General features: G+C 71.9%; 14 protein-coding genes. 11 read left to right on the top strand and 3 right to left on the bottom strand.

Annotation, left to right across the window (positions count from 1 at the left end):
- Positions 1-153 precede the first annotated feature (153 nt).
- The gene (locus tag ACFX43_RS07405) at positions 154-1,062 is read left to right on the top strand and encodes an acyl-CoA thioesterase (protein WP_378818893.1); all 909 of its coding nucleotides are present in this window, start codon (positions 154-156) and stop codon (positions 1,060-1,062) included.
- Between the two features lie 7 nt (positions 1,063-1,069).
- Here ACFX43_RS07405 and ACFX43_RS07400 read toward each other — a convergent pair whose 3' ends face one another.
- Positions 1,070-1,987 carry a LysR substrate-binding domain-containing protein gene (locus ACFX43_RS07400; protein ID WP_350659837.1) on the bottom strand — a complete coding sequence of 306 codons (918 nt, stop codon included), beginning with the start codon at positions 1,985-1,987 and terminating at the stop codon, positions 1,070-1,072.
- A gap of 83 nt (positions 1,988-2,070) precedes the next feature.
- Here ACFX43_RS07400 and ACFX43_RS07395 point away from each other — a divergent pair, with 83 nt between their 5' ends.
- From ACFX43_RS07395 to ACFX43_RS07380, 4 genes are all read left to right on the top strand, one after another.
- Positions 2,071-3,303, top strand: a complete 1,233-nt coding sequence (locus ACFX43_RS07395) for a CaiB/BaiF CoA transferase family protein (RefSeq protein ID WP_378818890.1) — start codon at positions 2,071-2,073, stop codon at positions 3,301-3,303.
- 37 nt (positions 3,304-3,340) lie between these two features.
- Positions 3,341-4,489 carry an acyl-CoA dehydrogenase family protein gene (locus ACFX43_RS07390; protein ID WP_378818887.1) on the top strand — a complete coding sequence of 383 codons (1,149 nt, stop codon included), beginning with the start codon at positions 3,341-3,343 and terminating at the stop codon, positions 4,487-4,489.
- Complete coding sequence (locus ACFX43_RS07385; protein WP_378818885.1) at positions 4,486-5,265, top strand: enoyl-CoA hydratase/isomerase family protein; 780 nt, start codon at positions 4,486-4,488, stop codon at positions 5,263-5,265. The genes ACFX43_RS07390 and ACFX43_RS07385 overlap by 4 nt, the downstream gene beginning before the upstream one ends.
- Positions 5,266-5,768: 503 nt before the next feature.
- Positions 5,769-6,668 (top strand): TIGR01777 family oxidoreductase, encoded by a 900-nt coding sequence (locus tag ACFX43_RS07380; RefSeq protein WP_378840768.1) that lies wholly within the window; start codon positions 5,769-5,771, stop codon positions 6,666-6,668.
- Between the two features lie 2 nt (positions 6,669-6,670).
- Here the strand turns inward: ACFX43_RS07380 and ACFX43_RS07375 are convergent, their stop codons facing one another.
- Both ACFX43_RS07375 and ACFX43_RS07370 read right to left on the bottom strand, forming a co-directional pair.
- Entirely contained in the window at positions 6,671-7,795 is a 1,125-nt protein-coding gene (locus ACFX43_RS07375) for a glycosyltransferase (protein ID WP_378818882.1), read from the bottom strand.
- Positions 7,796-7,867: 72 nt separating this feature from the next.
- Complete coding sequence (locus tag ACFX43_RS07370) at positions 7,868-8,812, bottom strand: SDR family oxidoreductase (RefSeq protein WP_378818879.1); 945 nt, start codon at positions 8,810-8,812, stop codon at positions 7,868-7,870.
- 132 nt (positions 8,813-8,944) lie between these two features.
- Between ACFX43_RS07370 and ACFX43_RS07365 the strand changes: the two genes are divergently transcribed.
- The 6 genes from ACFX43_RS07365 to ACFX43_RS07340 all read left to right on the top strand — a co-directional run.
- Complete coding sequence (locus ACFX43_RS07365; RefSeq protein ID WP_378818877.1) at positions 8,945-9,580, top strand: endonuclease; 636 nt, start codon at positions 8,945-8,947, stop codon at positions 9,578-9,580.
- Between the two features lie 42 nt (positions 9,581-9,622).
- On the top strand, positions 9,623-10,642 hold the full coding sequence (locus ACFX43_RS07360) for a LacI family DNA-binding transcriptional regulator (protein WP_378818874.1): 1,020 nt from the start codon (positions 9,623-9,625) through the stop codon (positions 10,640-10,642).
- Positions 10,643-10,754: 112 nt separating this feature from the next.
- A complete protein-coding gene (locus ACFX43_RS07355) occupies positions 10,755-12,407 on the top strand; it encodes a xylulokinase (protein ID WP_378818871.1) in 1,653 nt (550 codons plus the stop codon).
- Entirely contained in the window at positions 12,407-13,096 is a 690-nt protein-coding gene (locus ACFX43_RS07350) for an L-ribulose-5-phosphate 4-epimerase (protein ID WP_355018884.1), read from the top strand. The genes ACFX43_RS07355 and ACFX43_RS07350 overlap by 1 nt, the downstream gene beginning before the upstream one ends.
- A gap of 44 nt (positions 13,097-13,140) precedes the next feature.
- Entirely contained in the window at positions 13,141-14,667 is a 1,527-nt protein-coding gene (gene araA / locus ACFX43_RS07345; RefSeq protein WP_378818869.1) for an L-arabinose isomerase, read from the top strand.
- Positions 14,668-14,758: 91 nt separating this feature from the next.
- Positions 14,759-14,988 (top strand): TSUP family transporter (locus tag ACFX43_RS07340; protein ID WP_378818866.1); only part of this gene is annotated, 230 nt, incomplete at its 3' end.

Raw genomic sequence — 14,988 nt, 5'->3', positions numbered from 1 at the left:
CGGGGGCGGACGGGGATTGGTCAGTGGCCCCAGCCTGCCGCCAGCCGCATGCCGAACTCCAATACTTCTTCCGCCGCTCACTGTTGACGGATACGTATGAATAGTTCGAGACAGATATCGAAAGTGATGACAAACGACGGCACAATGAGCCGGGTGGACCCTGCCTCTCCTATCGCTGACGCCCGTGCTGCCGTGACCCTCGACGAGCTGCTCGACCTCCTCGACCTGAGCTGCGTCGACAAGCCGACCGACCGGATCAGCCACTGGGTCGGGGAGCCGCAGAAGCATCCCGCAGGCAGGCTCTTCGGTGGCCTCCTCCTGGCTCAGGCGCTGGTCGCCGCCGGCCGAGGGGTAGGGGCCGACCAGCGGATCATCAGCCTGCAGGCCGACTTCGTCGGCGGAGTGCCGACGGACCGGCCGCTGCACTGGGAGGTCTCGGTCGTCTCGGACGCGCCGTCGCTGGCGACCCGGCGCAGCCGGCTGCTCGACGACACGGGGGAGGAGCTCTTCGGTGCGGTCACCCGGTGGGCGACGATCCGTGCCGACCTGCCCTCCTACAGCTCCGTCCGGCCGGCGCCCGCTCCCGACCCCGAGACGCTGCCGGACCTGGCAGACCGGTTCGGCTCGGACGAGCGGATCCCGCCCTGGTGGCGGCTGCGCCGACCGGTCCACTTCCGGCACGCGGTGGCCCCGCCGTACTTCACCGTCGCCGAGCCGAACGACCGGCAGACCACCTTCTTCCGGGCGACCGGCCCGCTGCCGGACGACCCGGTCCTGCGGGCGGCACTGGTCGCCTACGTGAGTGACATGAGCATCCTCGAGGCGTCGTTCCTGGCGCTCGGATCAGCACGGCACAAGCCTGGCGCCCGGATCCTCAGCCTGACCCATGCGCTGACGTTCCATGCCGCCCCCGACCTGACCGGCTGGCACCAGTTCGACTGCCGGGTGGAGTCGATCGCGCATGGGCGAGCCCACGGCGTCGGCGAGCTGTTCGACGCGGCCGGTCGCCATGTCGCCACCGCTTCGCAGGTCGGCCTGGTGAAGGTGGCGACCGACCAATGATCGATGATCAGGCGGGCGGGGTCGACGGCAGCTCCGGTGTCGGCAGTGCCTCCTCCGAGGCGCGGAGCACCGCGTGCAGCGCCGGGCTCCGATCCTCCTGACGCCAGGCGAGCTGCTGGAACGTGGGGCGGTCGCACTCGCTGATCCTGACCACCTCGATGCCGGTCTGCACGACGTTCGCGATCGCGGTGTCGAGCGTGAACGTGATGCCGACGCCGGCCGCGACCAGCGCGACCGCGGTCCAGCTGTCCGGCGCGGTCTGCACGATGTTGGGCACGAACCCGGCCTGGGACGCCGTCTCGATGAAGGCGTCGCGCACGCTCGAGCCGGGGTCGGCGGGCAGCGCCACGAACGGCTCGTCCCGGCACTCCGCCATGCTGACCTCCCCGCGGCCGGCGAGCCGGTGGCCGGCGGGGACGGCGAGCACGTAGTGCTCGACCGCGATCACGCGGTGCGCCAGGCCCTGCGGCTCGATCCGCCACCGCGCGATGGCCAGGTCGAGCTCGCCGTCCTGCAGCGAGCGGAGCGCCTCGTAGTTGTACGTCGTGCTCTGCAGCATCAGCTCGATCCCGGGGTGCTGCTCGCGAACGATCCGGCCGAGCTGGCCGACGAGCACGTGGGAGGAGGGGCCGGCGAACCCGATCCGGACCCGGCCGGTCTCGCCCCGGCCTGCCGAGCGGACCGCCCGGCGCGCGGTGCGCAGGCCCTCGAGCACCTCCTGGGCGGGCCGGACCAGTGCCTCGCCGGCCGAGGTCAGCCGGACGCTCCGGGTGGTGCGGTCGAACAGCTGGGCGCCGAGGTCGCGCTCGAGCTGCTTGATGGTACGGCTCAGCGGAGGCTGGGCGATGTGCAGCCGCTCGGCCGCGCGGCCGAAGTGGAGCTCCTCGGCGACGGCCAGGAAGGCTTCGAGGTGGTGCAGGTCCATAGGGACAACTCTTGCATCATTTGGAACAATCATCCAAGGATTAGGTATTGGACGAGCATAAGAAGTCGCGGGATGCTTTCTGCATGACCACCGAATTGGCCAGCGACCTGCTGCCGCTGGAGGGCATCACCGTGGTCGCCCTCGAGCAGGCCGTCGCGGCCCCGCTCGCCACCCGTCACCTCGCGGACCTCGGCGCCCGCGTGATCAAGCTCGAGCGGGTCGGCGAGGGTGACTTCGCCCGCAACTACGACCATGCGGTGCACGGCCTCGCCTCCCACTTCGTCTGGCTCAACCGCGGCAAGGAGTCGGTGGCGCTCGACCTCAAGTCGCCCGACGGCGCCGAGCTCGCGCGACAGCTGGTCGCCCGCGCCGACGTGTTCCTGCAGAACGCCGCGCCAGGAGCTGCCGAGCGGCTCGGGCTCGGCGCCGACGAGCTCGCCGAACGGCACCCGAGACTCGTCGTCGCCGGCATCTCCGGCTACGGCACCGGCGGCCCGCTGCGCGACCGCAAGGCGTACGACATGCTGATCCAGGCGGAGTCCGGACTGATCTCGGTCACCGGCACCCCGGAGACGGCGACCAAGACCGGCGTGCCCAGCTCCGACATCGCCGCCGGCCTCTACACGAGCCAGGCGATCGTCGCGGCCCTGTTCCGCCGCGAGCGCACCGGCAAGGGCGGCATCGTCGACGTGTCGATGTTCGACGCGACCGTCGAGTGGCTCGGGCACCCGATGTACATGCAGATGTACGGCGGCCGCCAGGTGCCGAGGATGGGGCTCAGCCACGCCTCGATCGCACCGTACGACGCCTACCCGACCGCCGACGGGGAGATCCTGATCGGGGTCCAGAACGACCGCGGCTGGCGGGCGCTGGTGACCGACGTCTTCGACCGGCCCGATCTCGCCGACCACCCCCGGCTGGCCACCAACCCGCTGCGGGTCGCCCACCGTGAGGAGTGCGACGCGGTCGTCGCCGAGCACACCCGTGGCTTCGCCACCGCCGACCTCGACGTCCGGCTCGCCGCCGCCGGCGTTCCGGCGGCTCAGATCAACGACATGTCCGGCCTGGTCGAGCACCCGCAGCTCGCCGGTCGCGACCGGTGGCGCGAGGTCGCCACTCCTGCCGGGCCGGTCCGCGGCGTACTGCCTCCGATGACGTTCCGTGACGTCGAGCTGCCGATGGGCGCGATCCCGGAGCTCGGCGCCCACACCGATGCCGTGCTCGCCGAGCTCGGTCTCGACGCCGGCGCGATCGACCGGCTGGCCGCCGGTGGCGTGGTCGGCCGGCCCGCCGACGTACCCGTTCCCACGCCTTGACCCCGCCTTGACCGTCCCGCACGAAGGAGCAGCACCCATGGAGCCCGACGAGTTCACGTCGATCCTCGACGCCGTCCGCGCGTTCGTCCGCAAGGAGGTCGTCACGGCCGAGGACGAGATCGAGGAGACCGACCAGATCCCGGACCGGCTCCGGCAGCAGGCCGCGGCCATGGGGCTGTTCGGCTATGCCATCCCGGAGGAGTACGGCGGTCTCGGCTTCACCATGTCCGAGGAGGTCCGGCTGGCGATGGAGCTCGGTTGGACCACGCCGTCGTTCCGCTCAATGTTCGGCACCAACAACGGCATCGCCGGTCAGGTGCTGGTCAACTGCGGCACCGAGCGGCAGAAGCAGCAGTACCTGCCCGGGCTGGCCAGCGGCGAGCTGGTGGCCTCGTTCGCGCTCACCGAGCCCGAGGCCGGCTCCGACCCGAGCGGACTGCGCACGCGCGCGGTCCGCGAGGGCGACGAGTACGTCATCAACGGGCAGAAGCGCTTCATCACCAACGCGATCTGGGCCGACCTGCTGATGGTGTTCGCCCGCACCGGCGACCTCGACGAGGGCGCGAAGAACATCTCGGTGTTCGTGGTGCCGACCGACACCCCCGGCGTCACCATCGGTCCGAAGGACCACAAGATGGGCCAGCGCGGTGCGGTGACGTCGGAGATCTTCCTCGACGGGGTCCGGGTGCCCGCCGAGAACCTTGTCGGCGAGGTCGAGGGTGAGGGCTTCTCCGCAGCGATGCGATCGCTGGCCAAGGGCCGGCTGCACATCGCGGCACTGACCGTCGGTCTCGCGGACCGGCTGATCGAGGAGAGCCTGCGCCACGCCACGACCAACAGCCAGGGCGGCCAGAAGCTGGCCGAGTTCCAGCTGATCCAGGCGATGCTCGCCGAGAGCCGGACCGAGGCGTACGCCGGTCGCGCGATGGTGCTCGAGGCTGCCCGCAGCTGGGACGACGGCAGCGACCGGCGGACGGCGCCGTCGCTGTGCAAGCTGTTCTGCACCGAGGCGGTCGACCGGATCGCCGACCGCGCGGTCCAGATCCACGGCGGCCTCGGCTACATGCGCGAGGTGCCGGTCGAGCGGTTCTACCGCGACGCGCGGCTGTTTCGGCTCTACGAGGGCACCAGCGAGATCCAGAAGCTGATCATCGCCAAGCAGATGGTGAAGGAGTTCCAGGGGTGAGCGAGGAGCAGCGGACCGGGGCGGTCCGGGTCGAGGACCGCGGCCACGTCCGGATCCTCACCCTCGACCGTCCCGAGCGTCGCAACGCGCTCGACCTCGCCGACCGGCTGGACCTGCTGACGGCGCTCCGGGCCGCCGACCAGGAGGCGCGCGCCGTCGTCCTGACCGGCGCGGGCTCGGTGTTCTCCGCGGGCGGCGACATCCGGTCGATGTCGCAGGACCGCGACGTCGCCCGGCAGCGGCTCGAGGTCGTCAACGCCGTCGTACGTCAGCTGGTCACCGGCGACCGACCGGTCCTCGCCGCGGTCGAGGGCGGCGCCTACGGGCTCGGCCTCGCGCTGGCAGCCGCCTGTGACCTCGTCGTCGCCGGCCGCTCGGCGACCTTCTCGACGTCCTTCGGGAAGATCGGGCTCGGCCCCGACACTGGGCTCGCCTATACGCTGCCGCGGCGCGTCGGGCAGGGGAGAGCGCGCGAGCTGCTCCTGACCGTACGCACCTTCGACGCGGCCGAGGCCGAGCGGATCGGAGCGGTCGAGACCGTCGTCGACGACGGCACCGCCCTCGACCACGCGGTCGAGCTGGCCTCGCGCCTGGCCGAGCTCTCGGCGCCGATGGTCGCCGGCACCCGGCACATCCTCACCCAGACCGACCAGAGCCTCGACGGCGTACTCGCGGCCGAGGCCGACCTCCAGGTCGAGCTGCTCGCGGGCCGGCAGTTCGCCGAGGGCCGGTCGGCCTTCCTCGAACGCCGGAGGCCGGACTTCATCAGCGTCTGAGGCCGGACGGCGTGCCGGTTGTACGTCCGGCCGATCCGCGCGACGCTTCAGGTATGACGTCCCCGCTGGTCCGGGTCCACACGCTGACGACGCGCGTCGAGGCGCCGGTCGAGGAGGTCTTCGCGTGGCATCGGCGTCCGGGGGCGATCCGCCGGCTGACGCCGCCGTGGACGCCGGGGGAGGTGCGGGTGGAGGCGACGGATCTTGCCAACGGGACCGCGGTGATCTCGCTGGGGCGCGGGGTGGACTGGGTGGCCCGCCACGACCCTGACGCCTACGACGCGCCCCACCTGTTCACCGACCGGCTCGCCTCGCTGCGGCCGCTGACATGGACCCACCGGCACGAGTTCGCCGCCGACGGCGACGCGACGCTGGTCACCGACCGGGTCGAGACGAACGTGCTCGGGCGGATGGTGGACCGGATGCTCGGCTACCGCCACGCTCAGCTGGTCGCCGACCTCGCCGCCCACCACAGGACGTACGCAGAGGGCAAGGCACTCACCATCGCGGTCACCGGCTCGAGCGGCACCGTCGGGCGGGCTCTGGTCCCGTTCCTCACCACGGGTGGCCATCGGGTGATCCGGCTGGTCCGTCATGCGCCTGCCGGGGAGGACGAGCATGGCCGAAGCGGAGCCCGAGGCGACCAGCGCCGCTGGGATCCGTCGGCGCCCGGCCCGGACCTGCTCGACGGCGTGGACGCGGTCGTCCATCTGGCCGGGGCATCCATCGCGGGCCGCTTCACCGCCGCGCACAAGACGGCCATCCGCGACTCCCGGATCGAGCCGACCCGACGGCTCGCCGAGACGGCGGCACGCAGCGGCGTACGCACCTTCGTCAGCGCCTCCGCGATCGGGATCTACGGCGCCGACCGGGGCGACGAGGTCCTCACCGAGGCCTCGGCGCGGGGCACGGGCTTCCTCGCCGACGTGGTCGCCGACTGGGAGGCGGCGAGCAGGGTGGACGGGCCACGGGTGGCCCAGGTCAGGACCGGGATCGTGCAGACGCCCGCCGGGGGCGCGTTGCGGCTGCAGCGACCGCTGTTCGCGGCCGGTCTGGGTGGCCGGCTCGGGAGCGGCGAGCAGTGGCTGAGCTGGATCGGCATCGACGACCTGGTCGACGTCTACCACCGCGCCCTCCTGGACGAGACGCTCGTCGGCCCGGTCAACGCGGTCGCCCCCGAGCCGGTCAACGGCCGGGTCTACGCGCAGACGCTCGCGCACGTGCTCCACCGGCCCGCGCTCCTGCCCACGCCGACCCTCGGCCCTCGGCTCCTGCTCGGCAAGGAGGGCGCGGAGGAGATGGCGCTGGCGAGCCAGCGCGTCGAGCCAGCCGCTCTCGGGAGCCAGCACCAGTTCCGTCACCCGACGCTGGAGGCGGCGCTGCGTCACGTACTCGGTCGTTGAGGTCAGGCCTCGCCGCTGAGCAGCAGCTCCGCGGCCACGGCCGCTCCGTCGCCCCGGGCGTCGGCAGACAGAGCGGTCGCCCGCGCTCGGACCTCCGGCGCCAACGCGGCGCCGAGAGCGGCGGTGAGCGATCCGACCGTCGGTGCGGCGCCGTCGTGGGCGACCCCGATGCCGAGCTCGGCCACCCGCCCGGCCCAGTAGGTCTGGTCGCCGGCCTGGGGCACGACCACCTGCGGGGCGCCGGCGCGGTAGGCCGTGGTCATGGTGCCCGCGCCACCGTGGTGGACGACCGCGGCGACCCTGCCGAAGAGCCGCTGGTGGTTGACCTCGCCGACGACGAAGCAGTCGTCACGACCGTCGATGACGTCCAGCCCGGCCCAGCCGCGCCCGATGACCACCCGCCGACCGTGGGCGCGGATGGCCTCGATCGCGACCCGCACACTCTCCTCGCCGACCGTGCGCATGCTGCCGAACCCGACATAGACCGCCTCCTCGCCGCTGTCGAGGAAGCCCAGCAGGTCGGCCGGGAGCGGGCGTTCGTCCTCGAGCGTCCAGGCGCCGGTCTGCACGACCCCGAGGCTGGAAGACCCGTGCCACGGGCCGAGCGACGGGTCGGCAGCGAGGAGGGGACGGGTGGTGAACATGAACTCGGTGACATCGTTGACGGGCGGCAGCCCGATCGCGGCCCGATGGGCGTCGATCGGCTCCTTGAACAGCTCGTTGAAGCCGCGTCCGTCCAGGCCGTCGACGACGTCCGGGCAGAACAGGACGTAGCGGTAGGGAATGCCCAGCGTCTCCGCGACCGAGGGGGCGACGAACTGCGACATCGCGGTGGCAACCACCACGTCGCAGCCAGCAGCGGCCTCGGCGACGGTCTCGTACTGCGCCGAGATGAAGTCTGTGATCCGCTGGTGCCGCTCCTCGGAGGTCGGCGGACGCTCCCAGGACCGCCACGGCTTGAGGAACGGCACGTGCGGCACACCCTCCCGCGCCAACAGGTCGACGAACTCCTCGTCCGGCGGCGCGCACATCCGTACCTCAGCGCCTCTCCGCTGCAGCTGCACCGCGAGCGCCACCAGCGGCTCGACGTCTCCCCGCGACCCGTACGTCGACAACAGCACGCGCATCCATGGCTCCGTTCGATGGACATCGGGCCGCGCCCGAGAACGACGGCAGCATAAGGCTCCCGCGCCGCCGGGTCAGGACGTCGGGAGCGCGGTCCGGGTGAGGCTCTCGGAGATCTCCCACAGCCGAGTGGCGTCCTCGGTGCTGACCAGCGGCCGGTAGAGCGCCTGCTCGGCGGGGGCGCCACCGAGGTGGCCGGGGCCGCTGGGGCCGTAGAGCCGGCCACCGGTCGCCTCGGGCGAGGTGGCGGCCAGCAGCGCGGGAAGGGCGGCGGTCTCGGGGGTTCCGAGGAGGATCCCGCGGGCCGAGAGCCAGCGGATCATGCGTACGGAGAAGGTGTCCGTCGTGCGGCCGATCTCGGGTCGCGCGGCCAGCAGGTTGGTCGGCGCGACGCCGGGGTGGGAGAGGTTGCTGGTGATGCCCCAGCCGTTGGCCTGGCTGCGCCGGTCCAGCTCGAGCCCGAAGAGACCGACAGCGATCTTGGACTGGCTGTAGGCCTTCATGTCCTCATAGCTCTGCTCCCAGTTGGGGTCCTCCCAGTTGACCGCGCCGCGCCTCGTGGCGACGCTGACCTGGGACGTCACCCGGGCCTGCCCGGCTCGCAGCAGCGGCAGGATCCGGGCGACGAGGGAGAAGTGGCCGAGATGGTTGGTGCCGAACTGGAGCTCGAACCCGTCGGCGGTCGTCTGCCGCTCCGGCGGCGTCATCACGCCGGCGTTGTTGATCATCAGGTGGAACGGCTGGTCCTCGCCCAGCAGCGTCTCGGAGAGCGCCGCCACCGACGACAGCGAGGACAGGTCGAGGTCGCGCAGCGAGATCTTGGCCTCCGGCATGTGCCCGCGGATCGTGGCCAGCGCCTTCTCACCCTTGCTGGCGTTGCGTACGGGCATCACGACCTCGGCGCCGGCCGCCGCCAGGCGGGTGGCCATCACCAGGCCCATGCCGTCGCTGGCTCCGGTGACCAGGGCTCGCTTGCCGGACAGGTCGGGGATCGTGATGTCGATGGGTCGACGTGGCATCGGTCTGCTCCTGGAGAGAGGCTCTTGGGTCGGATCCATCCTCGGACGCCCACCAGGATCTATCCAGGGTCTGCCGATCCCAGCCTGCGGCGGCAGCGCATGGGCCCGGCTCGCGGCGGGTACCTCGACAGGGTGAGCAAACGGGACCGCGACGTGGTGCGGCGTCTGCTGGACGCCGGCGGCACGACGTACGCCGAGGAGGCCGGCATCCGGCTCCGGGACAAGCCGTCCCCGCTCTATCGCCTCCTCGTTCTGGCGATGCTCTCCTCGACCCGGATCTCGACCGACATCGCGGTGGCCGCGGCCCGTGAGCTGTCCGCCGCCGGATGGCGTACGCCGCAACGGCTGCTCGACTCGACCTGGCAGCAGCGGGTGGACGCTCTCGGCCGGGCCCACTACCGCCGCTACGACGAGAGCACCGCGACCAAGCTCGAGGAGCAGGCGCGGTGGCTGCTGGAGACCTGTCGCGGCGACCTGCGCCGGCTCCGCCCGACCTCGCCCGACGGCGCCGACGCGCTGATCGACGCACTGACCGACTCGCCCCGCATCGGCCCGGTGGGCGCCCGGATCTTCTGCCGTGAGGTGCAGGACGTGTGGCCCGAGCTGTCACCCTTCCTCGACGGCCCGCTCCTCGACCAGGCTCGCGACCTCGGCCTGCCCGGGGACCCGGACGAGCTCGCGTCGCTGGTCCCCGGCGGCCGCTGTGCCCCGCTCGCGGCGGCCCTCACCCGAGCACGTCACGGGCTTCCCGATCTCGAGGAGAACTGAGGCAGTCCCGCTGCCCGCGGTGATCCCGCCTAGGATCACCGCATGGTCAACGGGGAGTCGAAGAACGCGCCGAGCATGGCAGATGTCGCGGCCCTGGCAGGGGTCTCGCACCAGACCGTGTCCCGCGTCGTCAACGGCTCCGACGCCGTACGCGGCGACACCCGCGACCGGGTGCTGGCGGCGATCGAGGAGCTGGGCTACCGGCGCAACAAGTCGGCGCGGGCTCTGGTGACGCGGAAGTCGGGACGGCTGGGCCTGCTCTACACCCAGCCGCACCTCTACGGACCGGGCACGCTGGCCGCCTCGGTGCACCAGGCCGGCCAGCGGGCCGGCTACGACATCATCCTGAGCCCGGTGCCGCACCTGGAGGCGACCTCGGCGGAGCGCGCGATCGAGGCGCTCCTCGACGACGCGGTCGAGGCCGTGCTCCTCGGCGTCTCGCACCAGTCGTTCGAGGACCTCGTCGCCCAGCTCACGGAGACGGTCGAGGTCGTGATGATCCACAGCGATCCGCCGGCGGGAGTGCGCTCGGTGGGGATCGACCAGCACGCCGGAGCCGTGCTGGCCACGCAGTATCTGCTGGACATCGGCCACCGCAACATCGCCCACGTGGCCGGTCCGGTCGGCTGGATCGACGCCCGCCAACGCCGGGAGGGGTGGCTGGCCGCGCTCCGGGACAGCGGCGTGCAACCGGGGCCCGAGATCTTCGGTGACTGGTCGAGCAAGAGCGGTTACGAGGCCGGGGCCGAGATCGCCCGGGACCCCTCGGTGACCGCGGTCTTCGCGGCCAACGACTCGATGGCGCTCGGGGTGATCCGGGCCCTGCACGAGGCCGGCCGCCGGGTCCCGCAGGACGTGAGCGTCGTCGGCTTCGACGACGTCCCGGACGCCGCGTACCTCTGGCCGCCGCTGACCACGGTCCGGCAGGACTTCGCCTCACTGGGCGAGCTCGCGGTCGAGGTGGCCATCAAGGCCATCGCCGAGGGGAGCGTCGAGGTGCCGCCGCTGCTGGAGCCCGAGCTGGTCGTGCGTTCCTCGGCCGCGCCGCACCCGCGCGACTAGCGCTTCCGCAAAGAGCTCTGCCAGGAACACGCCGGTAACCCGCTCGTCATATGTTAGCGTTCACATCGCCTCGAAACCCCACCCCGAGCCGTCGGGCAGAAACGGAGCCGTGATGACGCAGCGAACAGGCCGCCTGCCTGACCTCGGAGAGACGGCGCTCGGCATCGAGCTGGGCTCCACCACCATCAAGGCGTGCCTGATCGGGCCCGACCACGCGACCCTCGCCACCGGCTCCCATCTGTGGGAGAACGAGCTCGTCGACGGCCTGTGGACCTACTCGCTCGAGGCAGTCTGGGCAGGCGTACAGGGCGCCGTCGCCGCCCTCGGCGACGAGGTCGAGCGCCGCTACGGCACCCGTCCGACCACATTCGGGTCGATCGGCGTCTCGGCGATGATGCACGGCTACCTCGCCTTCGACGATGCCGGCGCGCTGCTGGTGCCCTTCCGCACGTGGCGCAACACCAACACCGCCGTCGCCGCGGCCGAGCTGTCGGAGATCTTCGGCACCAACATCCCGCTGCGCTGGTCGGTCGCCCACCTCTACCAGGCGATCCTCGACGACGAGCCCCACCTGCCCAAGATCGCCTCGCTGACCACGCTCGCCGGCTACGTCCACCGGGCGCTGACCGGCAACCACGTGCTCGGCGTCGGTGACGCCTCCGGCGTCTTCCCCATCGACCCGGCCACCGGGACCTACGACCAGCGGATGCTCGAGCAGCTCGGTCACCTGGCTGCCGCCAAGCGCCCCGGTCTGCGGGTCGAGGGGCTGCTCCCGCAGGTCCTGCCGGCAGGCGCCGACGCCGGCCGGCTCACCCCCGACGGCGCCGCACTGCTCGACCCCATCGGCACGCTCCAGCCGGGCATCCCGCTGTGTCCGCCCGAGGGCGACGCCGGCACCGGGATGGTCGCCACCAACTCCGTCGCCAAGCGCACCGGAAATGTCAGCGCCGGCACCTCGATCTTCGCGATGGTCGTCCTCGAGGCGCCGCTGGCCACCGTCCACCACGCCATCGACATCGTCACCACCCCGGCCGGCGACCCGGTCGCGATGGTGCACTGCAACAACGGCGCCAGCGAGCTCGACGCCTGGGCCGGGGTCTTCGGTGAGTTCGCCGCCGCGCTCGGTCACCCCTGCGAGCCCGACGCCGTCTTCGGCGCCCTGCTCACCGCGGCGCTGAAGGGCTCGCCCGACGGCGGCGGCCTGCTGGCCTACAACTACCTGGCAGGCGAGCCGATCACCGGCCTCGACGAGGGCCGCCCGCTGTTCGTACGCACTCCCGGCAGCCGCCTCGACCTCGCCGGGTTCGCCCGCGCCCAGGTCTACGGAGTCTTCGGCACCCTCGCCCTCGGCATGCGCGTCCTCGCCGACGAGGGCGTCGAGATCGACGCGATGTTCGCCCACGGCGGCCTGTTCCGCACTGCCGGCGTCGCGCAGCGGCTGCTCGCCGCGGCCATCGGCGCCCCGGTCGCGGTCGGCCGCACCGCCGGCGAGGGCGGTGCCTGGGGGATCGCGGTCCTGGCTGCGTACGCCCGGGCCGCCGCGGCCGAGGGCGACCTGAGCCTGAGCGCCTATCTCGCCGAGCGCGTCTTCGGCGACATCGACCTCGAGGTCGTCGAGCCGGACGCCGCCGACCTCGCCGGGTTCCGGACCTACCTCGAACGCTACGAGGCCGGCCTGGACATCGAGCGCGCCGCCGTGGCCTCGCTCGCCCCCACCGCAGAAATCCCAGACAGCGCACGAGACGCTGAAGAAGGAGACCAGTGATGACGGGCGTCCCCGCCGCTCTTCGCACCGCCGTCGACGCCGCCAAGGAGCGCGTCGCCGCGCTGCACGCCGAGCTGCCCCGCTGGGAGCTGGTCGTGTGGACCGCAGGCAACGTCTCCGAGCGCGTTCCGAACCCGGACGGTGAGGACCTGCTGGTCATCAAGCCCTCCGGGGTCGCCTACGAGGACATCACCGCCGAGGCGATGGTCGTGTGCGACCTGGCCGGCAACCTCGTCGAGGGCGAGCGGTCGCCGTCCTCGGACACGGCCGCTCATGCGTACGTCTATGCCAACATGCCCGAGGTCGGGGGAGTGGTCCACACCCACTCCACCTACGCCACCGCCTGGGCGGCCCGCGGGGAGGAGATCCCCTGCGTGCTCACGATGATGGCGGACGAGTTCGGCGGACCGGTCCCGGTCGGCCCGTTCGCGATCATCGGCGACGACTCGATCGGGCGCGGCATCGTGGAGACGCTGCGGGAGTCGCGCAGCCCCGCGGTGCTGATGCGGAACCACGGTCCCTTCACCATCGGCAAGGACGGCCGCTCCGCGGTCAAGGCCGCGGTGATGTGCGAGGAGGTCGCCCGCACGGTGCACATCGCGCGCCAGCTCGGGCAGCCGCTGCCGATCGACCAGGGCCACATCGACTCGCTCTACGACCGCTACCAGAACGTCTACGGCCAGCACTGAGCTGCCCGCCCCGACCCACATCTCAGCACTGGAAGGACCCCCACATGAGCAAGCCCACAGCGTCGAAACCCTATGGCGACCGCGAGGTCTGGTTCTTCACCGGCAGCCAGGACCTCTACGGCGAGGAGACGCTTCGTCAGGTGGCCGAGCAGTCCCAGGAGGTCGCCCGCGCCCTCGACGGTTCCTCGGACGTACCGGCGAAGGTCGTGTGGAAGCCCGTCCTGAAGGACTCCGCTGCGATTCGCCGCGCGATGCTCGAGGCCAACTCCGACGACAACGTCCTCGGCGTCATCACCTGGATGCACACCTTCAGCCCGGCCAAGATGTGGATCTCCGGTCTGGACGCCCTCCAGAAGCCGCTCCTGCACCTGCACACCCAGGCCAACGTCGAGCTCCCCTGGTCGGAGATCGACATGGACTTCATGAACCTCAACCAGGCCGCCCACGGCGACCGTGAGTACGCCTACATCGCCACCCGCCTCGGCGTCGCCCGCACCACCGTCGTCGGCCACGTCTCCAATCCGGCAGTCACCCGCCGTGTCGGCACCTGGGTCCGCGGCGCCGCCGGCTGGGCCGCCACCCACGGGCTCAACCTGGTCCGCTTCGGCGACAACATGCGCAACGTCGCGGTCACCGAGGGCGACAAGACCGAGGCCGAGCTGCGCTTCGGCGTCTCGGTCAACACCTGGGGCGTCAACGACCTGGTCGCCGCCGTCGAGGCGGTGTCGGAGGAGGCCGTGGACGCGCTCGTCGCCGAGTACGAGGACCTCTACGACGTGGTCCCCGAGCTCCGCAAGGGCGGCGAGCGCCACGACTCGCTGCGCTACGCCGCTCGTCAGGAGATCGCCATGGAGGCGTTCCTGGTGGAGCGCGACGCGAAGGCGTTCACCACCAACTTCGAGGACCTCGGCGGCCTGCGCCAGCTCCCCGGCATCGCCGTGCAGCGGCTGATGAGCAAGGGCTACGGCTTCGGCGCCGAGGGCGACTGGAAGACCGCGGTCCTGGTGCGCGCCGCGAAGGTGATGGGGGAGGGGCTGCCCGGTGGCGCCTCTCTGATGGAGGACTACACCTACGACCTCACCCCCGGCGCAGAGGTGATCCTCGGCGCCCACATGCTCGAGGTCTGCCCCTCGCTGACCACCTCCACCCCGCGCGTCGAGATCCACCCGCTGGGGATCGGCGACCGCGAGGACCCGGTCCGGATGGTGTTCGACGCCGACGCCGGCGAGGGTGCTGTCGTCGTCTCGCTGGCCGACATGCGCGACCGCTTCCGGCTCACCGCCAACGTGGTCGACGTCGTCCCGCCGACGCAGGCGCTGCCCAACCTGCCGGTCGCGCGTGCCGTCTGGGCGCCGCGTCCCGACTTCGCGACCTCGGCCGAGGCCTGGCTGACCGCCGGCGGCGCGCACCACACGGTGATGTCGACCGCCGCCGGGATCGAGGCCTTCGAGGTCTTCGCCAACATCGCCCGCACCGAGCTGCTGGTCATCGACGAGTCCACCACCCGCCGCGGCTTCGCCGACCAGGTGCGCTGGAACCAGGTGTTCTACCGGGTCGCCCAGGGGCTGTGATCGTNCGGCCGCGCGTCCGCCACGGCAGGACTCGTCGACAGGTGTCGAGGGGCGACGTACGCTCGCCCGCGGATTCGGCTGGGGTGTCATCGTGTTCGTGCTCGGCATCTACGGCGGCTACTTCGGCGCCGGCGTCGGGATCATCGCGCTGGCAGTCCTGGTGCTCGAGCGCACCGAGGCCCTGGCAATCACCAACGCCGTCAAGAACGTCGCCACCGGCGTGGCCAACGGCACCGCCGCGATCGCGTACGTCTTCTTCGCCCCGGTGGACTGGCCGGCCGCGATCGCGCTCGGCGCGGGTGCCGTGATCGGCGGCTTCCT

The organism is Nocardioides sp. YIM B13467 (genome assembly GCF_042788075.1).
Taxonomy (GTDB): Bacteria; Actinomycetota; Actinomycetes; order Propionibacteriales; family Nocardioidaceae; genus Nocardioides.
Note: the sequence above shows the minus strand (reverse complement) of the source record. Positions and strands in the feature narration are given on the sequence as shown.